This is a genomic window from Mycobacterium vicinigordonae (assembly GCF_013466425.1).
GTDB classification, from domain to species: domain Bacteria; phylum Actinomycetota; class Actinomycetes; order Mycobacteriales; family Mycobacteriaceae; genus Mycobacterium; species Mycobacterium vicinigordonae.
This window is the reverse complement of record NZ_CP059165.1, coordinates 1,350,163-1,368,763: the sequence shown is the minus strand read 5'-3', so window position 1 is coordinate 1,368,763 and position 18,601 is coordinate 1,350,163. Positions and strand designations below refer to the sequence as shown.

The window sequence follows — 18,601 nt, the reverse complement described above, 5'->3', positions numbered from 1 at the left end:
ATCAGCGCGGCCCGAATTGACGGTCGCCGGCGTCGCCGAGTCCGGGCACGATGTAGGCGATCTCGTTGAGTCCGTCGTCGACGGCCGCGGTGAACAACCGCGCGCCCGGCGCCGCCTCCCGCAACGCGGCGATGCCCTCCGGCGCCGCCACCACGCACAACGCGGTGATGCTCGTCGCGCCGCGCTCCTGCAGCAGACGCACAGTGTGTGTCATCGATCCCCCGGTGGCCAGCATCGGGTCCAGGATCACCGCGGGCTGCGCAGACAGGTCCTCGGGCAGCGACGCAAGGTACGGCTCGGGCTGGTGGGTCTGTTCGTTGCGGGCCACCCCGACGAACCCGACGGCGGCGCCCGGCAGTGCCGCCAGCGCGGCGTCAACCATGCCCAGCCCGGCCCGCAGCACCGGAACCAGCAGCGGCAGCTCGGTCAGCTGCGCACCCGTCGTCGCGGTCAGGGGCGTACGGATCGACACCGGCTCGATCCCCGCGTCCCGGGTCGCTTCGTAGACCAGCATCAGCGTCAACTCCCGCAGCGCTGCCCGGAAGGTGGCGTTGTCGGCGCGCTCGTCGCGCAGCGCGGTCAGCCGGACCGCCGCCAGCGGGTGGTCAACGACGTGCACCTCCACGGGGAGTGACCTTATATAACAATCCGGTTCAGGCCCGCTGACACGCGTGATCGAGTCCCTTTGGGTGCTGCGACCGCCCCATATACTCCCGGCATGCGGCGGCTGAAAAGGCATCTGATCAGGGCATTTTGCGCCCTGACGGCAGTGGGTGCAGTCGTGCTGCCGACACCTCGGTCAGCGTTGGCGGCGGCCGTCCTGCCGACCTACGCGCACGTGGTGATCGTGGTGGAAGAGAACCGCTCTCAGGCCAATATCATCGGCAATCAGGCAGCGCCGTTTATCAACGCGCTGGCCGCCGGCGGGGCGATGATGGCGCAGTCGTTCGCCGAGACCCATCCCAGCGAGCCCAACTATCTGGCGCTGTTCGCCGGCAGCACGTTCGGGTTGAAGAAGGACAGCTGCCCGGTCGAGGTCGGCGCCCAGCCGAATCTGGCGACCGAACTGCTGGCCGCGGGCCGCACCTTCGGGGGCTATTCGGAAGACCTTCCGGCGGTGGGTTCGACGGCCTGCAGCGCGGGCAAGTATGCGCGCAAGCACGTGCCGTGGGTCAACTTCAGCAATGTGCCGCCGGGGGTGTCGGTGCCGTTCTCGGCCTTCCCGCAGCCGGCCAACTATGCGTCGCTGCCCACCGTATCGTTCGTCATCCCGAACAACGACAACAACATGCACGACGGGTCAATTGCCCAGGGCGATGCCTGGCTGAACAGCCGGATGTCGGCGTACGCCAACTGGGCCAGGGCTAATAACAGTCTGCTGATCGTGACGTGGGACGAGGACGACGGCGGCCAGCGCAACCAGATCCCGACGGTGTTCTACGGCGCTCACATCCAGCCCGGCAGCTACAACGAGACCATCAGCCACTACAACGTGCTGGCCACCCTGGAGGAGATGTACGGACTGCCCAAAACGGGTTTAGCGGCCAATGCTGCCCCGATCGCGACTATTTGGGGCGGATAAGCGCCGACGCAGCGGGTCGCTATTGTGTGCCGCATGGCTGCTGACCTCGTGCCCATCCGCCTGAGCCTGTCCGAGGGCGACCTTTACACGCTGTGGGCGCCGCGCTGGCGCGACTCCGGGGATGAATGGGAGGCGTTCCTGGGCAAGGACGACGACCTGTACGCCTTTGAGAACGTTTCGGACCTGGTCGCGTTCGTGCGCAGCAACGACGACAATGACCTGACCGACCACCCGGGCTGGCAGGGCATCACCGAGACACACGCCCGCAAGTTCGAGCCCGCCGAGGACAAGCGTTTCGACCTGGTCGCCGTCGAGGAGTTGGTGGCCGATAAGCCGACCGAGGAATCGGTGAAGGCGCTGGCCGGCGCGCTGGCGATCGTGTCGTCGATCGGCTCGGTATGCGAATTGCCGGCGATCTCGAAATTCTTCAACGGCAACCCGAATCTGGGCACGGTGTCCGGCGGGATCGACAACTTCACCGGTAAGGCCGGCCGCAAACGCTGGGAGGCGATCGCCGAGGTGATCGCCCGCAGCTGGGACGACGTGCTCAAGGCCCTCGACGACATCGTCGTGGGCCCCGAGGTCGACGAGGACCTGTCGGCCAAAGCTGCCGAAGAACTCGAAGAGGAGATCGAAGAACCCGAGGAACCCGAGGAAGAGTCGGCCGACGAAGCCGACGAGAAAGACGACGAGGCCGCGGCGGAAGGCGATACGGCCGACGAAGCCGACGAGTCCGCCGAGGACGGCGAGGAAGAGAACGAGGAAGGCCGCGCCGCGGGCGACACCGTCGTGCTGGGCAGCGACGAGGACTTCTGGGCGCAGGTGGGCATCGACCCGATCCGCATCATGACGAGTTCGGGCACGTTCTACACGTTGCGCTGCTACTTCGACGACCGTCCGATCTTCCTGGGCCGCAACGGCCGGATCAGCGTGTTCAGCTCCGAGCGGGCGCTGGCGCGCTACCTCGCCGACGAGCACGACCACGACCTGTCGGATCTGAGCACCTACGACGACATCCGCACCGCCGCGACCGACGGCTCGCTGAAGGTCGACATCACCGACGAGAATGTCTACGTACTCAGCGGGCTGGCCGACGACTTCACCGACGGCCCCGAGGCAGTGGACCGCGAGCAGCTTGACCTGGCCGTTGAACTGCTCCGTGACATCGGCGACTACTCGGAGGAGAGCACCGTCGACAAGGCGCTGGAGACCAGCAAGCCGCTAGGCAAGTTGATCGCCTATGTGTTGGAGCCGGATTCGGTGAGCAAACCCGACGGCCCGTATTCCGCCGCGGTGCGGGCGTGGGAGAAGCTGGAGGCGTTCGTCGAGAGCCGGTTGCGACGCGAGTAGCGGTTATAACCTGGGCAGAGCGCTGCGCCTTGGTGGCCCGTCGCCGCCGCATCCGCGTCACCCGCGTCGCCACCGACACAACCACAACCGCCGAGGCCGCCAAACCGCCGCCGGCCCGCCTGGCGACGGCCGACCACTACCCGGCGACGCACCACGTGATTGCCGAATCGGGCGGGCTAACTATCCAAGTCCGACGTCGGCGGCGCACGCCGCCAGTACCGCGTCCCAGTCCTCGATGTTGAAGTGCCCTTTTCCACGGGCCCAGTTCAGGTCGACGTCGGGGACGACGCGTTGGAGATATTCACCGATAACGCGCGGGATGAAGGTGTCCCGGTCGCCCTGCCAGATGTGGGTGGGCACGGAGACCTCGTCGACCCCGAATCCCCACGGCCGGTATTCGAGGAACGTCTCGTGCGCCCCACCGCGACCACCCTGCCGGAACGCCTCGAGCTGGATGGCACGAAAGTGCCGCAGGAACAGCTCATCGCGTACGTGCTGCAGGTCGGTATCGGGCAGCGATACCGTCACCACCTTGGCAAAGAATCCGGGTGCGTATCTCGCGCCCCAGCCGAACGGGACATAGGCAGCATGAAACGCCCCCGGTCCAAAACGCGCCAGCCGCGCGTAGAGCCGGTCGGCGCCGCTGAGACCGTGCATGATCTCCGGCGTCACCAATGGCCCCCACGGCCCGAGCGCGCCAATGAATGTCAACCGAGAGTGCGGGATGAACGCGCCGCAGGCAAACAGATGCGGTCCGGCCCCCGAATGCCCCAGCACGCCGAACGTGGTCAAGTCCAGGGCATCGGCCAGCGCACACACATCGGCGGGCCAGTCGCGGAACCGGCGGCCACGCTGAAAGGTGGAACGCCCGAAGCCGGGACGATCGACGGCGATCAACCGGAATCCGTGTCGGCGGGCGGCGGCGTCGGCGAATACGGCCTCCAAGCGGCAACTCGGAGTGCCATGAAAGTAGAACGCCGGATAGCCGGCCGGCTCACCCCAGTCCAGACAGGCCAGCACGCGCCCGTCGGGCAGGGTGACGAGGTCGGCCTCGTCGGAGCGGATTCGCTGCGGCAGCATTGCGGCTGGCTCCCCTACTGGGCTGCGCGGTGGAACCGCCCGATCCTACTGAGCCGCGGCTTGGGAGTGCCTCGCTAGGGGCAAGGCCTGCCGACGAGATGCGCCGGCGAATTTGGTCGAGGTTGACCCTGGTGCTGCCTATCATCGCCCAGGTCTGCCACCCGACGAGGGCTTGTTCGACGTGGGCATGAAGGACACCGGGCTGGCTGATCGGGATGGCATGGCCTAGGTCGTGGCGACTGCTGTCGGCGACGACGGCGACGAGCTGGCCGGTGATGTCGACTGACTCACCGTCGCCTGAAGGAGTCCATTCGGTCCGAAACCGTAACTGCCGGGGCACGCCCTCCTCGAGGTCGATGAACTCCCAGCCCAGGGCAAAGTCGATGTCGGTCATGGCACCCTCCGGGTGCGGCTGGTCCGCTAGAGCCGATCCATTGCGCGCGCCATCGAAGAGCTCTCGAGAAATGCGTAACGGGCCGCGTGGTCGGTCCGGATCTGCGGCCGGTTGCGGTACACGTACAGGTCGGCGGTGCGGCCGAGAGTCGAGGCAGCGCGAATCAGGTGCTTCATGTCTGGGTCCTTCGGAAAATTGCGGCCAAATCTTGGCTGCATCGACTTTCCTATTTACCGAGGCACCAATCATCGGTAGGAACGCGTAAATCCCCCCTGTGGGGGGGTCGTACGTTTGCGCAGGGCTATTTGACACGCGTACGTACTTTTGCCGAGAACTGCCACTCCAACTGGCACGATGCTGACTAGCATGATCGGGATCGGTACACAAAATTCGGACCCGCCGTTCGCACTGGAGAGTGAGCGAATTGCTGCCCACCGGCACCGTTACGTTGCTCTTGGCCGACATCGAAGGCTCTACCCGGCTCTGGCAGACCCAGCCCGCGCAGATGGCGGCCGCGATTGCACTGCTGGATCGGACCCTCGCCGACCTCGTCGCGTCCCATGGCGGTGTCCGGCCCATCGAACAAGGCGAAGGTGACAGCTTCGTCGTCGCGTTCGGACGTGCCGCCGACGCTGTCTCCTGCGCCCTCCAACTGCAGCTGAGTCCGCTGGAACCGATAGCACTGCGCATCGGCCTGCACACCGGCGACGTGCAGTTGCGCGACGACAACAACTACGTCGGCGCGACGATCAATCGCGCGGGGCGGCTGCGTGATCTCGCGCACGGCGGGCAGACGTTGTTGTCGGCTACCACCGCCGACATGGTCCTCGACCAGCTCTCGGACGGGACCTGGCTGATCGATTGCGGATCGTATCAACTGCGTGATCTGCCTCGCCCGGAACACATCTCGCAGTTGGGCCACCGCGACCTGCCCAACAACTTTCCGCCGCTTCGCGCGCCCACCCAGTCGGTTGCGGGTCGACTTCCGGTGCAGCTGGACAGCTTCATCGGCCGAAGGCGCGAGATTGCAGAGGTACTACCGATCCTGGCCGACAACCGGTTGGTCACGCTGATCGGCGGCGGCGGTGTGGGGAAGAGCCGACTGGCCGTGCAGGTTGCGGCTCAACTGGCCCCGGAGGGACCTGACCAGGTCTATTACGCCAATCTGGAGCCGATCACCGATCCCAACGATGTGCCGGGCGTAATTGCCGACGCGCTCGGCTTCGTCGATCACACTGGACACGGCACGCTGGACAGCCTGGTCCGTTTCCTCTGCAGGCGTCGATCACTGATCCTGCTGGACAACTGCGAGCATTTGCTGGATGGCGCGGCGGCACAGATCAAAGCACTGTTGCAGGGCTGCCCCGAACTAACCCTGCTGGCTACCAGTCGCGAGCCGATGGCGGTGGCGGGCGAGGTGGTCTGGCGCGTGCCGACACTGTCGTCCGACGACGCGATCGCCTTCTTCGCCGACCGTGCCCGGCTGGCCCGACGCGACTTCGCCGTTACCGACGACAACGTCGAACTGGTGAGCCAGATATGTCGAAGGTTGAACGGCATGCCATTGGGCCTCGGGCTGGCGGCCGCGCGGGTACGGTCGTTGTCGCTGCCCGAGATCATGGCCGGCCTCGACGACAAGATCCGCCTGCTGACCGGCGGTGCGCGCACCGCACCGCTGCGCCATCAGACGTTGCGGGCATCGTTGGACTGGTCGCACGAACTGCTGAGCAAACCCGAGCGGATCCTGTTCCGGCGGCTGGGAGTGTTCGTCGGCGGTTTCGACCTCGAGACGGTGCAGGCCGTGGCCGGCTTCGGTGAGTTACCGCACTACCAGGTGCTTGACGAGCTGACCCTGCTGGTCGACAAGTCACTGGTGGTCGCCGACAGCACGGCGGGCCGGACGCGATACCGCAGATCCGAGGGGATCGGCCAATTCGCGATGGAGCAACTGCACGAGGCGGACGAAACCGACACCGTGCGTGAGCGTCACAGTGACCACTACATCGCCATGGCAGCGCGACTCGACAGTCCGGGACGCTCCGACTACGCCGAATTACTGGATCAGGCCGAGACCGAGATCGACAACCTGCGCGCCGCCTTCACCTGGTGCCGCGAGACTTACAACTGGGAATCCGCCATGGCGCTGGCTTCGTCGCTGCAACCGCTGTGGCTCAGCCGCGGACACATGCGCGAGGGCCGCTCGTGGTTTGAATCCTTGCTGGCGAAGGATCTTACGGACCCTCACGACATCGCCCCCCAGGTGTGCGCGCGAGCGCTTGCTGATATGGCTGTGCTCGACATATTCCTCGACGCGGCCGCAAGCCGGCAGCGCGCCGAGGAGGCGCTGGCAATGGCGCGTGAGATTGCGGACCCTGTACTGCTGGCCCGGGCGCTGACCGCGCGCGGCTTGACGGCCGGCTTCAACTATGAGGCCAACGAGGTGCAGGAATACTTCGCCGAAGCGGCTCAACACGCCCGCTCCACCGGGGACCAGTGGCGGCTCAGCCAGATCCTGAGTTGGCAGAGCAACGCCGCCATGGTGGCGGGCGACGCGGCCGCCGCCTACGCGATCGGCAGCGAGGGGAGCGCTGTCGCCGACGCGATCGGTGACCTGGTTAGCTCCCGCCAGTGCCGGCTGAGCGTGGCGTATGCACGACTCTGGCATGGCGAATTGGCCAGGGCCGCAGAGGAATTCGCCGAGCTGGTGAGCGATGGCAGCGACACCGACCTGCTGACTTCACTGAGCCTCAAGGGCCTGGGCGATGCTCTCGCCTACCAGGGCGACGTGCGCGGTGCACGCGCCGCCGCCGAGGCCGCCATTGCGGGTGCCACCGAGGCGGGCCAGTACTTCGCCGGACTCGGCTATGCGACGCTGGTGCTCGCCGCACTGGTCGAGGGTGACGTCGAGGCCGCGCAGGAGGCGAACGAGAAGGCTTGGCTGAACCTGAACGCTCAGCCCCAAACGGCCCATTTCTGGCGAGCCTTCAAGTCCCAGGTACTGCTGGCGTCCGGAGATCTGGCGGAAGCTCGGCAGTGCGCCGACGAGGCCGTCGAGGCGACGTCCGGCTGGCACCTCGCACTGGCGCTGACGACGCGCGCCCGGGTGGCGATGAGCCAGGGCGAACCGGAGCAGGCCGAACGTGACGCCTACGCCGCGCTGTCCTGCGCGGCCGAGGTGCGGGCGTACAACTGCGTTCCGGCTATCCTCGAGTCCCTGGCCCGGCTGGCCGTCGATCAAGAAAATCAATCCGTGGCCGCGAGGCTTTTCGGAGCGGCCGAGGCGCAGCGGCAGCGTACCGGCGCGGTACGATTCAAGGTCTACGACGCCGTATACGAATCATCAGTGACCGCGCTGCGGACGGCGATGGACGAGGATCAACTCCTATGCGCCTGGGCCGACGGGGCCGCGCTTTCCACCGAGGAGGCGATCGCCTACCCGCAGCGTCGGCGCGGTGAGCGGAAACGCGCGGCAAGCGGCTGGGCATCCCTGACGCGTGCCGAACTCGACGTGGTTCGCCTTGTCGGAGAAGGGCTTTCGAACAAAGATATCGCCGAAAGACTCTTTGTCTCGCCGCGCACGGTGCAGACCCACCTCACCCACGTCTATACCAAGTTGGGCAACAACTCCCGTGTACAACTCGCCCAGGAGGCCGCACGACACGCCTGAGTCAGCACCGCCGACTCGCTACCCGATCAGCACCGCATAGCGCGGCTTGATCACCTCGTCGATGATCGCCAGCCGCTCATCGAACGGGATGAACGCGGACTTCATCGCGTTGATGGTGAAGCGATGCAGATCGGTCCAGCCGTAGCCGAACGCCTCGACCAGCCGGTACATCTCCATGCTCATCGTGGTGTCACTCATCAGCCGATTGTCGGTGTTGACGGTCACCCGAAAGCGGGTGCGCGCCAACAGGTCGAAGGGATGCTCGGCGATGTTGGCCACCGCTCCGGTCTGCACATTGGAGCTCGGACACATTTCGAACGGAATTCGCTTGTCGCGCAACAACGATGCCAGGCGCCCCAGCTTGACCGTCCCATCCGCATGGATATCGATGTCGTCGACGATGCGCACTCCGTGACCCAGCCGGTCGGCGCCGCAGAACGCGATCGCCTCGTGGATGGACGGTAACCCGAATGCCTCGCCGGCGTGAATGGTGAAGCGCGCGTTGTTGTCTCGCATGTATTCGAACGCATCCAGGTGCCGGGTCGGCGGGTGGCCTGCCTCGGCGCCGGCGATGTCGAATCCGACCACGCCCCTGTCCCGGAACCGGATCGCCAGCTCGGCGATCTCCCGCGACATGGCAGCGTGTCGCATCGCGGTCACCAGGCAACGCACTTTGATCGTGCGACCGTCTGCCGCACAAGCCTTTTCACCGGCGACGAATCCCGCCAGCACCGCGTCGACAACTTGGTCGAACGAGAGTCCCCGGTTGATGTGCAGCTCTGGGGCAAACCGCACCTCGGCGTACACCACCGAGTCGGCGGCCAGGTCCTCCACGCATTCGTAGGCCACCCGGTACAGCGCGTCGGGAGTCTGCATCACCGCCACGGTGTGCGAGAACGGTTCGAGGTAGCGCTCCAGCGAGCCGCTGTGTGACTGAGTGCGAAACCAGGTGGCCAGTGCGACGGCGTCGGCGGCGGGAAGGCCGTCGTAGCCGATTTCCTCCGCTATCTCGAGCACGGTGGCCGGGCGCAGCCCGCCGTCGAGGTGGTCGTGCAGCAGCGCCTTGGGCGCCTGGCGGATGTTCTCCAGCGTCAGCATCACGTGATCCGATCGATGATCAGCGGCCGGGGCGCGGGCGGCTCGTCGGCCACCCGGTAGGCCCCGTCCAGCTCGGCCAGCGCCGGGCCGAACCGTTCCGGAGTATCGGTGTAGAGCGTGAACAAAGCGTCGCCGGCGGCCACCGGTTCGCCGGGTCTGCGATGGATCCGGACGCCGGCGCCGTGCTGCACCCGCGCACCCGGACGGGATCTGCCCGCACCGAGCCGCCACGCCGTCAGCCCCACTGCCATTGCGTCGATATCGCCCATTGTGCCGCCCCTGGTGGCCGTCACGGTTTCCGAACACTCACCAATTGGCAAAGGTTTCGCCAAATCCCCACCCTGGGCCGCGACCAGCCGCCGGAACCGATCCATCGCGGAGCCGTCCCGCAACGTCTGCGCCGGATCGCGGCCGGTTATCCCGGCCAGCTCGAGCATCTCGGCGGCCAGCCGCACGGTCAGCTCCACCACGTCGGTCGGGCCGCCGCCGGCCAGCACCTCCAGCGACTCCGCCACTTCCAGGGAGTTGCCGACGGCTCGGCCAAGCGGGCCGCGCATGTCGGTCAGCAGCGCGCGAGTTGGCACACCATGCGCGTGGCCGAGCTCCACCATGGTATTGGCCAGGTCGCGGGCGTCCGCTTCGGACTTCAGGAAAGCCCCGGAGCCGACCTTGACGTCGAGTACCAGCGCGGCCGCGCCCTCGGCCAGCTTCTTACTCATGATTGAACTGGCGATCAGCGGCAACGATTCGATGGTGCCGGTGACGTCACGCAGCGCGTAGAGCTTGGCATCGGCCGGGGCGAGCTCACCCGCGGCGAAGATGGCCGCCCCGATGTCCCGGAGCTGCTCGCGCACTTGCGCATTGGACAACTCGCTGGTGAATCCGGCGATCGATTCCAGCTTGTCCAGGGTGCCTCCGGTGTGACCCAACCCGCGTCCGGACGCCTGCGGAACCACGCCGCCACATGCCATAACGACGGGCACCAGGGGCAGGGTGATCTTGTCGCCGACGCCGCCGGTGGAGTGCTTGTCCACGGTCGCTAGACCCAGGTCGGTGAAGTCCATCCGGGGTCCGGAGGCTAGCATCGCGGCTGTCCAGCGGGCCGTCTCGCCGCGATCCATGCCGCGCAGGAATATCGCCATCAGCAGCGCCGACATCTGTTCAGGGGCGACGTGGCCGTCGGTGTAGGCAGCGATTACCCAGTCGATCGCGGCGTCCGGCAGCCGGCCACCGTCCCGCTTAACGCGGATGACCGTTGGCGCGTCGAACGTGCCGGATACCAACTGGCTCAAAGGTTGCCTTTGACGAAGGACGCCAGTGCGGCGGTGAGCTGGGCAGAGAAGGGCAGCGGCCTGGTGTAGTTGTCCGGCGCTTTGCTGGCATCCTCCTTGAGAACGTGGTTCACGCCGGTCAGGTGCACAAAGTCGGTGTTGGTGCCGGCACTGGTCAGCCCCGATACCAACTGGTCGACGTCGGCGCAGTTCACCTGGGTGTCTGCGTCGCTGCAGCTGACCAGCACCGGCATGCCGCGGGGCAGCTTCGCGGCCATGTCGGCCGGGTTGACGGCATCTTCCTGCTGCAGGATGTTGGCGTTGGCGGCGTTGATGATCGGCTTGAGCGCCGCGGGCTCGTCGGCCGGGACCTGACCGGTTGCCCGGAATTCCTGGATAGCTTTGTCGAAAGCCGCCGTGTACTCGGCGGCCTGGGCCGTGGTCAGTTTGCCAGCCGCGACCGCCGCGTCGGCCTGGGCGTGCAGTTGCTCCAAGACGTGGTCTAGGACGCGGCGACTCTGCGGCTCCAGCAAACCCAGCGCCCGCACCGAAGGGACCGTCCCGGACGCGGCGGTGGCCAGCAGCAGGGCGTACAAGGCGCCCTCGCTGTGGCCGATCACCATGAGCCGGTGCTTGTCGACGCCGGGCCGGCCGGCCAAAAAGCTCAGCGCCGCGCTCGCCTCATCCTGAAACACGGCCATGTCGAGTTTTCCTGGGTCCTTGGCGTACGGGCCGACACCGGTCTGACCGGTGCCGAGTTTGTCGTAGCGCAAGCTAGCCACTCCGCTGTCCGAGAGGGCTTGGGCCAGATTCCGCAATGTGTCGATCTGGCCGGGCATGACCGCGGAGTTCCCGTCGCGATCGGTCGGCCCACTGCCGGCAATCAGCAGCGCCGCAGGCACGCCCGGGCTCTGCCCTGCCGGGTGACGGAACGTGCCATACACCGTCATCTCGCCCACCTGGAATGTGACGGACTCCTCCGACCACGAGGGCGACGCGGGGGGCGAGGCTGTACCCGAGTGTGAGCCGCATCCCACCAGCCCGACGCTGACGGCGACCACGACGGTAATCAATGCGACCCGGCGGCGCATGACTGTCCGGCGGGACACAAATATGTTGTCGCTCACGATGATTGCCGACGCAGATCGGGGCTGAAGGCATCGGGCAGCAGGTCGCCCAGGCGGCGTGGGCCCTGCGCGTGGTCTATCAGCATGTCCGGTCCGCCGTGTTCCAGCAGCAGCTGGCGGCACCTCCCGCACGGCATCAGCGGGGCACCGTTGCCGTCCACGCACGCCAGTGCCAGCAACCGGCCACCACCGCCGGCGTGCAGGGCGCACACGACCGCGCATTCGGCACAGAGACCAAGGCCATATGAGACATTCTCCACATTGCAGCCAGCGACGATGCGGCCGTCGTCCACCAGCGCGGCAGCCCCCACCGGGAACCTAGAATACGGCGCATAAGCTCGCGCGGATAGCTTGATTGCGTTGTCCCGCAACATATTCCAATTAATATCAGCCATCTTGCAGCCCCGCTCGCCGACGCGCAGAATCAATGAAAGCAACCCTAGCCTCCACCGCCGCGCGAGATGTTAATCGCACTGCTTTTCTACCGCGGGCAACGTCGACCGAGCTAAGCTCGGGTGCCCGGCAGAAGGGGGAGAACCCAGGTGAGTACGCAAACCGAGACCGCGGAACCGGTCAGCCCGGGATCCCCGCGCAAACGACGCCCGCCACGCACCTTGTACCGAGGCGATCCCGGCATGTGGGCGTGGGTGTTGCACCGCATCAGCGGAGCCACGATCTTCTTCTTCCTGTTCGTCCACGTGCTCGACGCGGCGGTGCTACGGGTCAGTCCGCAGGCCTACAACCAGGTCCTGGCGACATACAAGACCCCGATCGTCAGCCTGATGGAGTACGGCCTGGTGGGCGCGGTGCTGTTCCACGCGCTCAATGGAATCCGAATCATCCTGATCGACTTCTGGTCGGAGGGTCCCCGTCATCAGCGAACGATGTTGTGGGTCGTTGCGGTGGCGTTCCTCATACCCCTGGTGATGGCCGGAGTGGTGATCGGTATCCACGTATCGGAGCACCTGCGATGAGCAGCCCCGACCTGCAGTTGGGCCCCGGCCAGATCGCACCGGTGCGGCAACGCAGCTACGACCGGCCGGCCAGCCTGGACAACCCCCGCTCCCCGCGCCGCCGCGCCGGAATACCCAACTTCGAGAAGTTCGCGTGGCTGTTCATGCGGTTCTCCGGAATCGTGCTGGTATTCCTGGCGATCGGCCACCTGTTCATCATGCTGATGTGGGATGGCGGCGTCTTCCGCTTGGACTTCAACTTCGTCGCGCAACGCTGGGCCTCGCCGTTCTGGCAGGTGTGGGACCTGCTGTTGCTGTGGCTGGCACAACTGCACGGCGGCAACGGGATCCGCAACATCATCGACGACTACAGCCGTAAGAACATCACCCGATTCTGGCTCAACGCGCTGCTTACCGCGTCGATGGTGTTCACCTTGATGCTCGGGACGTACGTGCTGATGACCTTCAACCCGAACATCTCGTAGAAGAGTCGGAGGGCCTGTGATCGAGCAACACCGATACGACGTGGTGATCGTCGGCGCCGGGGGCGCCGGAATGCGCGCGGCGGTCGAGGCGGGTCCCCGCGTCCGCACCGCGGTGCTGACCAAGCTGTACCCGACGCGTAGCCACACCGGCGCTGCCCAGGGCGGGATGTGCGCCGCACTGGCCAACGTCGAGGACGACAACTGGGAATGGCACACCTTCGACACCGTCAAGGGCGGCGACTACCTCGCCGACCAGGACGCCGTGGAGATTATGTGCAAAGAGGCCATCGACGCGGTGCTGGACCTGGAAAAGATGGGGATGCCGTTCAACCGCACCCCCGAGGGCCGCATCGACCAGCGCCGCTTCGGCGGACACACCCGCGATCACGGTAAGGCGCCGGTGCGCCGGGCCTGCTACGCCGCCGACCGTACCGGCCACATGATCCTGCAGACGCTCTATCAGAACTGCGTCAAGCACGATGTGCAGTTCTTCAACGAGTTCTACGCGTTGGACCTGGTGCTGACCGAGACCCCAACCGGGCCGATTGCCACCGGGGTGGTCGCCTATGAGTTGGCGACCGGGGTGATCCACGTTTTCCACGCCAAGGCGATCGTGCTGGCCACCGGCGGCTCGGGCCGGATGTACAAGACCACCTCCAACGCGCACACATTGACCGGAGACGGTATAGGCATCGTGTTCCGCAAGGGACTTCCCTTGGAGGACATGGAATTTCACCAGTTCCATCCGACTGGACTGGCTGGCCTTGGCATCCTGATCTCCGAGGCGGTGCGCGGCGAGGGCGGCCGGCTGCTCAACGCCGACGGCGAACGCTTTATGGAGCGTTACGCGCCGACCATCGTCGACTTGGCGCCCCGCGACATCGTCGCCCGCTCGATGGTCCTCGAGGTGCTCGAGGGCCGCGGCGCAGGCCCCAACAAGGACTACGTGTACATCGACGTGCGCCACCTCGGCGAGGACGTGCTGGAGGCCAAGCTGCCCGACATCACCGAGTTCGCCCGCACCTACCTCGGCGTGGACCCGGTGCACGAGCTGGTCCCGGTGTACCCGACCTGCCACTACGTGATGGGCGGCATCCCGACCACGGTCACCGGACAAGTGTTGCGGGACAACACCAACACCGTGCCGGGCCTGTTCGCGGCCGGAGAGTGCGCGTGCGTTTCGGTGCACGGCGCCAACCGGCTGGGCACCAACTCGCTGCTGGATATCAACGTGTTCGGGCGCCGCGCCGGACTGGCTGCGGCCGCCTATGCGCGCGGCAACGACTTCGCCGACATGCCACCGGAACCGGCCGCGATGGTGCAGGGCTGGGTGGCCGACATCTTGAGCGAGCACGGCAACGAACGCGTGGCCGACATCCGCACCGCCCTGCAGCAGACGATGGACAACAACGCCGCGGTGTTCCGCACCGAGGAGACCCTCAAGCAAGCCCTCACCGACATTCACGCCCTCAAACAGCGCTATTCCCGAATCACTGTGCACGACAAGGGAAAACGATTCAACAGTGACCTGCTGGAGGCCATCGAGCTGGGCTTTCTGCTGGAGCTGGCGGAGGTCACCGTGCTGGGTGCGCTCAACCGCAAAGAGTCGCGCGGCGGTCATGCCCGCGAGGACTACCCCAACCGCGACGACGTCAACTTCATGCGCCACACGATGGCTTATAAGGAGGGCACCGACCTGCTCAGCGACATTCGGCTGGACTTCAAACCCGTTGTGCAGACCCGGTATGAGCCGAAGGAAAGAAAGTACTGATGAACCCGGAGCCCGATGCAACCGACGTCCAGACGCTGGACCCGCCGCTGCCACCGGTGCCCGACGGCGCGGTGATGGTGACGCTGAAGATCGCACGTTTCAACCCCGACGACCCGGACAAGTTCGCGGCGACCGGCGGCTGGCAAAGCTTCCGGGTTCCGTGCCTGCCGAGTGACCGGCTGCTGAACCTGCTGCTCTACGTCAAGGGCTACCTGGACGGGACGCTGACCTTTCGCCGCTCCTGCGCGCACGGGGTGTGCGGGTCCGACGCGATGCGGATCAACGGTGTCAACCGGCTGGCCTGCAAGGTGCTGATGCGCGACCTGCTGCCGCAAAAGCCGGGCAAGAAACTCACCATCACGGTCGAACCGATCCGTGGGCTGCCGGTGGAGAAGGACCTGGTGGTCGACATGGAACCGTTCTTCGACGCGTACCGGGCCATCAAGCCGTACCTGATCACCAGCGGCAACCCGCCCACCCGCGAACGAATCCAGAGCCCGACCGACCGCGCGCGCTACGACGACACCACCAAATGCATCCTGTGCGCGTGCTGCACCACAAGTTGTCCGGTGTTCTGGAATCAGGGCAGCTACTTCGGGCCGGCGGCGATCGTCAACGCGCACCGCTTCATCTTCGACAGCCGCGATGAGGCGGCCGCCGAACGACTCGACATTCTTAACGAGGTCGACGGCGTGTGGCGCTGCCGCACCACGTTCAACTGCACCGACGCCTGTCCGCGCGGCATTGAGGTGACCAAGGCGATCCAAGAGGTTAAACGCGCCACCATGTTCTCGCGTTGACGTTCGGCGCGGCGAGTCTGGCGGCTCGGTCCGCGCGGGGCTCGGCGACGATCCCGGACTTGGCGGGCACCTGGGAAATGCTTAGCTGCAATCATGCAACGCACACCCGAACTGGCCCGGCAGTTCTACGACCGCTTCGAATCGATCCATGCCGTGACGTACTTCGCGTCCGAAACCCGCGAAGCGCTGGACGGCCTGGGCTACCGCGGCTTCTTCGCGGGTTACTTCGCGGCCCGCTCGGCTCCGTTGGGTCCGGTGCCGCCGGAAGTGGTGACCGCGGTGTTCTACAACTTCTCCCACGAGCGGGTCGCCAAGGCGTTGCCCGCGGCGTGGGAGATCGCCGCGCCGGATGTCGTGCTGCGGGCCCGGCAGGACTCAGCGGTCGCGGCGTTACGGCGTTGTGGTGTAACCGACAACGAAACTGTGCGCACCGCAGCACAATTGGCGATCCGCGCGGCACAGCGCACACCGCTGAGCGGCCGGCCGCTGTTCGCGGCCAACATCGCGCTGCGGGTGCCAAACGAGCCGGTGGCCGCGCTGTGGCACGCGGCGACGCTGTTGCGTGAGCATCGCGGTGACGGGCACATTGCGGTGCTGGCGGCCGCGGGCATCTCGGGGCGCGAATCGAATGTGCTGCACGCCGCGGCCACCGAGGTGTCCGCGGAATACATGAAGCGCGCGCGTCACTACGACGAGGCCGAGTGGGGCGCCTGCGAGCGCAGCCTCTCCGCGCGCGGCCTGCTCGGCCACGACGGCGCCGTGACGCCCGAAGGCCGCCGCCTCAAGGACCAGATCGAGACCGTCACCGACACATTGGCTTTGCACGCATTCGACGGTTTGGACGATGACGAACTTCAACTGTTGTTCAGTGCGCTGACGCCGCTTGCGCGACTGGTGATCGGCGGCGGCGACTTGCCCGCCACCACGCCCATGAGCATCCGGCACGATTTCTAGCCCGATACTCAGCGTCGGGCGCCAGGACTCCGCCCCGGTAGGCCGTCATCAGACCATCGACCACGGCACGCCACAGGGTGTCGTCCACGCACAGGTGGCTGGCGGTCAGCACCAGCCGGTCGCGGGCGCCAGGCAGCAACGACACCGCGAACAGCCGGCCGGTGCGCTTGTCATAGCAGGCGCGCTGCCGCGCGATCACTTCGGTCACCGTGGCCCCCGGCGGCTCGACAGCCCAGCTCCAGGCGCCGCCCGGGCGGGACAACCAGTGGTCGCGACTCGGCTCGAACACCGCGCCCAGGGTGGGGTTGGCCTCGAAGACTGCCTCCACCGCGGCGCAGATGCCCGGTTGATCGAGCCGCGAGTCGGCGACCAGCACCTCCTGGTGCGCTTGCTCCTCGAGGTCGTTGACCATCGGAATCGCGGTGTAAGTCCAGTAAGACGACGTTGGCTGTTCCACTCGCCCAGACTCCTGGGCGGACCTCAACGAATCCTTGGTGGATCCTTGGCGCTGCCTCCATCACCAACGCGCTGTCACGAACCGACGCCCCGTCTCGTCCAATGGTCATGACACAACACACCCGCATCGAGCCCCTGCCCCCCAAGCGCGCCAGCCTGCTGGTTCGCACCATGTACCGGGTCACCAAGCGGCGCTTCGGCGAGGTTCCCGAACCGTTCACCGTCGCTGCGCACCACCCGCGGCTACTGATCGCCAACGCGGTGCACGAGACGATGTTGCAGCGCGCGTCGCAGACATTGCCGGCCGGCGCGCGCGAGCTGGCGGTGTTCTGGACCGCGCGAACCATCGGATGCTCCTGGTGCGTGGACTTCGGTTCGATGCTGCAGCGCCTGGACGGGTTGGACATCGACCGGCTCCGAGACATCGACGCGTACGCGACCTCGCCGCTGTTCACCGAGGACGAGCGCGCCGCCATCGCCTACTCCGACGCCATGACCACCGACCCGCATTCGGTGACCGACGAACAGGTCGACGATCTGCGCGCCCGGTTCGGTGCGGCGGGCGTGATCGAACTGACCTATCAGATCGGCGTCGAGAACATGCGCGCTCGGATGTACTCGGCGCTGGGCATCACCGAGCAGGGTTTCAGCTCCGGGGAGACTTGCCGGGTGCCCTGGAACTGACCCGCGGACGGGTCAGCGCCGCAACGGAGAGCCGGTGAACTTGTCCGGGTTGGCGATATCCCACAGGGCGACCACCTTCCCGTCGCGCACTGTCATCGCGGTGATCCGCGGAGCCAAGTCTCGACGACCGTCCTCGCCGGTGAATCCGCTTGTGTAGGCACCCAATTCGCCATTGACCAACGCCAGCTGGTTGGCCGTGTAGAACGCCGGCCCGTAGCGCTGGGCCAGGCCCAACATGAAGCGGACCACCTTGTCTGCCCCGCGGATGGTGTGCACTGCGGTGGGAGCCTTGCCGTTCGAGTCGCCGGTGAACGTGACGTCGGGATGCAACAGCGAGACCACGGTGTCGATGTCGCCGGCGGCCATCGCGGCCATCAGCCTGCCGACCACCTCGGCGTGGCCGGGGTCGGGCTCGGGCGGCGGTGCGTCGGCGACGGCTTTGCGGGCTCGCGACGCCAGCTGTCGGGCGGCGGCGACACTGACGCCCAGCACGTCGGCGACAGTGGCGAACGGCACCGCGAACCCGTCGTGCAGCACGAATGCCACCCGTTGGTCGGGGCTGAGCCGTTCCAGCACCACCATCGCCGCGAATCGGGCGTCCTCGTTGGCCACCACCGCCGATAGCGGATCGGCGGGTTGGGAGTCCGAGAAGCCAGTGACCACCGGCTCAGGCAGCCAGTTGCCGGTGTACATCTCGCGCCGGTGCACCGCCGACCGCAACCGGTCCAAGCCCAGCCGGCTCACCACCGTGGTCAGCCACGCCCGCAGGTCATGGATCGCCCCATCCTGCGTGCTCCACCTCAGCCAGGCGTCCTGGACGATGTCCTCGGCGTCGGCTACCGTCCCGGTCAGCCGGTAGGCGACCGACATCAGGTGTGGCCGCAACGCCTCGAATTCCGAGATCTGTTGGGTCGCCGCCATATTTTCGA

17 protein-coding genes and 1 pseudogene are annotated in these 18,601 nt (G+C 66.5%); 9 read left to right on the top strand and 9 right to left on the bottom strand.

All coding sequences use genetic code 11. The annotated features are described in order from the left end of the window. Nucleotide 1: 1 nt before the first annotated feature. On the bottom strand, nucleotides 2–625 hold the full coding sequence (gene upp, locus H0P51_RS06050; protein WP_180917084.1) for a uracil phosphoribosyltransferase: 624 nt from the start codon (nucleotides 623–625) through the stop codon (nucleotides 2–4). A gap of 93 nt (nucleotides 626–718) precedes the next feature. Between upp and H0P51_RS06045 the strand changes: the two genes are divergently transcribed. Beyond that, complete coding sequence (locus H0P51_RS06045; protein WP_180917083.1) at nucleotides 719–1,582, top strand: alkaline phosphatase family protein; 864 nt, start codon at nucleotides 719–721, stop codon at nucleotides 1,580–1,582. Between the two features lie 33 nt (nucleotides 1,583–1,615). Next, a complete protein-coding gene (satS, locus tag H0P51_RS06040) occupies nucleotides 1,616–2,932 on the top strand; it encodes a protein export chaperone SatS (protein WP_180917082.1) in 1,317 nt (438 codons plus the stop codon). Between the two features lie 180 nt (nucleotides 2,933–3,112). On the opposite strand, the gene H0P51_RS06035 is transcribed toward satS, so the two are convergent. Both H0P51_RS06035 and H0P51_RS06030 read right to left on the bottom strand, forming a co-directional pair. After that, nucleotides 3,113–4,012 (bottom strand): alpha/beta fold hydrolase, encoded by a 900-nt coding sequence (locus H0P51_RS06035; protein ID WP_180917081.1) that lies wholly within the window; start codon nucleotides 4,010–4,012, stop codon nucleotides 3,113–3,115. Between the two features lie 420 nt (nucleotides 4,013–4,432). After that, nucleotides 4,433–4,582 (bottom strand): hypothetical protein, encoded by a 150-nt coding sequence (locus tag H0P51_RS06030; RefSeq protein ID WP_180917080.1) that lies wholly within the window; start codon nucleotides 4,580–4,582, stop codon nucleotides 4,433–4,435. Between the two features lie 239 nt (nucleotides 4,583–4,821). Here H0P51_RS06030 and H0P51_RS06025 point away from each other — a divergent pair, with 239 nt between their 5' ends. Next, nucleotides 4,822–8,073 carry a helix-turn-helix transcriptional regulator gene (locus H0P51_RS06025; RefSeq protein WP_180917079.1) on the top strand — a complete coding sequence of 1,084 codons (3,252 nt, stop codon included), beginning with the start codon at nucleotides 4,822–4,824 and terminating at the stop codon, nucleotides 8,071–8,073. Nucleotides 8,074–8,091: 18 nt separating this feature from the next. On the opposite strand, the gene H0P51_RS06020 is transcribed toward H0P51_RS06025, so the two are convergent. The 4 genes from H0P51_RS06020 to H0P51_RS06005 form a co-directional block, all read right to left on the bottom strand. After that, the gene (locus H0P51_RS06020; protein WP_180917078.1) at nucleotides 8,092–9,171 is read right to left on the bottom strand and encodes an adenosine deaminase; all 1,080 of its coding nucleotides are present in this window, start codon (nucleotides 9,169–9,171) and stop codon (nucleotides 8,092–8,094) included. Next, a complete protein-coding gene (locus H0P51_RS06015; protein ID WP_180918775.1) occupies nucleotides 9,171–10,454 on the bottom strand; it encodes a thymidine phosphorylase in 1,284 nt (427 codons plus the stop codon). The genes H0P51_RS06020 and H0P51_RS06015 overlap by 1 nt, the downstream gene beginning before the upstream one ends. A 5-nt stretch (nucleotides 10,455–10,459) precedes the next feature. Next, nucleotides 10,460–11,392, bottom strand: coding sequence for an alpha/beta hydrolase family protein (locus tag H0P51_RS06010; RefSeq protein ID WP_213016727.1), 933 nt, complete (start codon nucleotides 11,390–11,392; stop codon nucleotides 10,460–10,462). 173 nt (nucleotides 11,393–11,565) lie between these two features. Beyond that, nucleotides 11,566–11,964: a cytidine deaminase gene (locus tag H0P51_RS06005; RefSeq protein ID WP_180917076.1), complete on the bottom strand. Its 399-nt coding sequence runs from the start codon at nucleotides 11,962–11,964 to the stop codon at nucleotides 11,566–11,568. A 240-nt stretch (nucleotides 11,965–12,204) separates the two neighbouring features. Between H0P51_RS06005 and sdhC the strand changes: the two genes are divergently transcribed. The 5 genes from sdhC (at nucleotide 12,205) to H0P51_RS05980 (ending at nucleotide 16,532) form a co-directional block, all read left to right on the top strand. Next, nucleotides 12,205–12,543, top strand: a complete 339-nt coding sequence (sdhC, locus tag H0P51_RS06000; RefSeq protein ID WP_246398724.1) for a succinate dehydrogenase, cytochrome b556 subunit — start codon at nucleotides 12,205–12,207, stop codon at nucleotides 12,541–12,543. Further along, a complete protein-coding gene (locus H0P51_RS05995; protein WP_180917074.1) occupies nucleotides 12,540–13,007 on the top strand; it encodes a succinate dehydrogenase hydrophobic membrane anchor subunit in 468 nt (155 codons plus the stop codon). The genes sdhC and H0P51_RS05995 overlap by 4 nt, the downstream gene beginning before the upstream one ends. A 16-nt stretch (nucleotides 13,008–13,023) precedes the next feature. Beyond that, complete coding sequence (gene sdhA / locus H0P51_RS05990; protein ID WP_180917073.1) at nucleotides 13,024–14,778, top strand: succinate dehydrogenase flavoprotein subunit; 1,755 nt, start codon at nucleotides 13,024–13,026, stop codon at nucleotides 14,776–14,778. Further along, nucleotides 14,778–15,578: a succinate dehydrogenase iron-sulfur subunit gene (locus H0P51_RS05985; RefSeq protein WP_180917072.1), complete on the top strand. Its 801-nt coding sequence runs from the start codon at nucleotides 14,778–14,780 to the stop codon at nucleotides 15,576–15,578. Before sdhA ends, H0P51_RS05985 begins: the two co-directional genes overlap by 1 nt. Nucleotides 15,579–15,671: 93 nt before the next feature. Beyond that, the gene (locus H0P51_RS05980; protein WP_180917071.1) at nucleotides 15,672–16,532 is read left to right on the top strand and encodes an SCO6745 family protein; all 861 of its coding nucleotides are present in this window, start codon (nucleotides 15,672–15,674) and stop codon (nucleotides 16,530–16,532) included. On the opposite strand, the gene H0P51_RS05975 is transcribed toward H0P51_RS05980, so the two are convergent. Then, nucleotides 16,444–16,989 (bottom strand): condensation domain-containing protein, encoded by a 546-nt coding sequence (locus H0P51_RS05975; protein WP_246398424.1) that lies wholly within the window; start codon nucleotides 16,987–16,989, stop codon nucleotides 16,444–16,446. The genes H0P51_RS05980 and H0P51_RS05975 overlap by 89 nt on opposite strands. A gap of 95 nt (nucleotides 16,990–17,084) precedes the next feature. On the opposite strand from H0P51_RS05975, the pseudogene H0P51_RS05970 reads away from it, so the two are divergent. Continuing rightward, a pseudogene (locus H0P51_RS05970) lies at nucleotides 17,085–17,672 on the top strand (carboxymuconolactone decarboxylase family protein); the annotation flags it as partial. A gap of 12 nt (nucleotides 17,673–17,684) precedes the next feature. Here the strand turns inward: H0P51_RS05970 and H0P51_RS05965 are convergent. Continuing rightward, nucleotides 17,685–18,593: a sigma-70 family RNA polymerase sigma factor gene (locus H0P51_RS05965; RefSeq protein WP_180917069.1), complete on the bottom strand. Its 909-nt coding sequence runs from the start codon at nucleotides 18,591–18,593 to the stop codon at nucleotides 17,685–17,687. Nucleotides 18,594–18,601 lie beyond the last annotated feature (8 nt).

What these genes read in the sequence shown, in the direction of transcription:
- H0P51_RS06030 (WP_180917080.1), bottom strand. Translation starts at nt 4,582, where the DNA reads ATGAAGCACCTGATTCGCGCTGCCTCGACTCTCGGCCGCACCGCCGAC.
- H0P51_RS06020 (WP_180917078.1), bottom strand. Translation starts at nt 9,171, where the DNA reads ATGCTGACGCTGGAGAACATCCGCCAGGCGCCCAAGGCGCTGCTGCAC.
- H0P51_RS06010 (WP_213016727.1), bottom strand. Translation starts at nt 11,392, where the DNA reads ATGACGGTGTATGGCACGTTCCGTCACCCGGCAGGGCAGAGCCCGGGC.
- satS (WP_180917082.1), top strand. Translation starts at nt 1,616, where the DNA reads ATGGCTGCTGACCTCGTGCCCATCCGCCTGAGCCTGTCCGAGGGCGAC.
- H0P51_RS06035 (WP_180917081.1), bottom strand. Translation starts at nt 4,012, where the DNA reads ATGCTGCCGCAGCGAATCCGCTCCGACGAGGCCGACCTCGTCACCCTG.
- H0P51_RS05965 (WP_180917069.1), bottom strand. Translation starts at nt 18,593, where the DNA reads ATGGCGGCGACCCAACAGATCTCGGAATTCGAGGCGTTGCGGCCACAC.
- H0P51_RS05985 (WP_180917072.1), top strand. Translation starts at nt 14,778, where the DNA reads ATGAACCCGGAGCCCGATGCAACCGACGTCCAGACGCTGGACCCGCCG.
- H0P51_RS05995 (WP_180917074.1), top strand. Translation starts at nt 12,540, where the DNA reads ATGAGCAGCCCCGACCTGCAGTTGGGCCCCGGCCAGATCGCACCGGTG.
- sdhC (WP_246398724.1), top strand. Translation starts at nt 12,205, where the DNA reads ATGTGGGCGTGGGTGTTGCACCGCATCAGCGGAGCCACGATCTTCTTC.
- H0P51_RS06005 (WP_180917076.1), bottom strand. Translation starts at nt 11,964, where the DNA reads ATGGCTGATATTAATTGGAATATGTTGCGGGACAACGCAATCAAGCTA.
- H0P51_RS05980 (WP_180917071.1), top strand. Translation starts at nt 15,672, where the DNA reads ATGCAACGCACACCCGAACTGGCCCGGCAGTTCTACGACCGCTTCGAA.
- H0P51_RS06045 (WP_180917083.1), top strand. Translation starts at nt 719, where the DNA reads ATGCGGCGGCTGAAAAGGCATCTGATCAGGGCATTTTGCGCCCTGACG.